The organism is Bacillus sp. BC08 (assembly GCF_054326875.1).
In genome coordinates this window covers 1-705 of sequence record NZ_JBTGPA010000012.1, presented here as the reverse complement: position 1 = coordinate 705, position 705 = coordinate 1, and the positions used below count along the sequence as shown (strand labels likewise).

Annotated in this window: 1 protein-coding gene; it reads right to left on the bottom strand. The window is 36.2% G+C overall.

The window, feature by feature from the left end; genetic code table 11:
* The coding region (locus tag ACXVYO_RS02090; protein ID WP_458465908.1) for a Cna B-type domain-containing protein at nucleotides 1–705 on the bottom strand (705 nt) is incomplete at both ends.

The following is a 705-nucleotide window of genomic DNA, read 5'->3' as shown; positions in this document are numbered from 1 at the left end:
TCTACTTTCACTTCACTTACTGTGTACTTGATTTCATTTCCTTGTCCATCATACTTCAGTAGATCTTTGAAGCTGAAGTTCCAGTTTCCTTCTTTATCTGCTTTTACTTCTTCTGTTTTAAATTCTTTTCCACCTTGAAGCAGTTGTACCTTGATGCTTCCTGGACGTGTGTTGAATTTATTATTGTAGTCTTCCCAGACTTTCTTACCACTTACTTCTGTTTTGTCCGTATTCTTGTATGTGTTCGTGATTGTCGTTCCTTCTACTTTTGTTTCATAACCTTCAACTTTCACTTCATCTACTGTGTACGTAAATTCATTTCCTGCTCCATCGTACTTTGGTAGATCTTTGAAACTGAAGTTCCAGTTTCCTTCTTTATCTGCTTTTACTTCTTCTGTTTTAAATTCTGTTCCATTTTGAAGCAGTTGTACCTTGATGCTTCCTGGACGTGTGTTGAATTTGTTGTTGTAGTCCTCCCAGACTTTCTTACCATTTACTTCTGTTTTATCAGTATTTTTGTAAGTATTCGTGATTGTCGTTCCTTCTACTTTTGTCTCGTAGCCGTCTACTTTCACTTCACTTACTGTGTACTTGATTTCATTTCCTTGTCCATCATACTTCAGTAGATCTTTGAAGCTGAAGTTCCAGTTTCCTTCTTTATCTGCTTTTACTTCTTCTGTTTTAAATTCTTTTCCACCTTGAAGC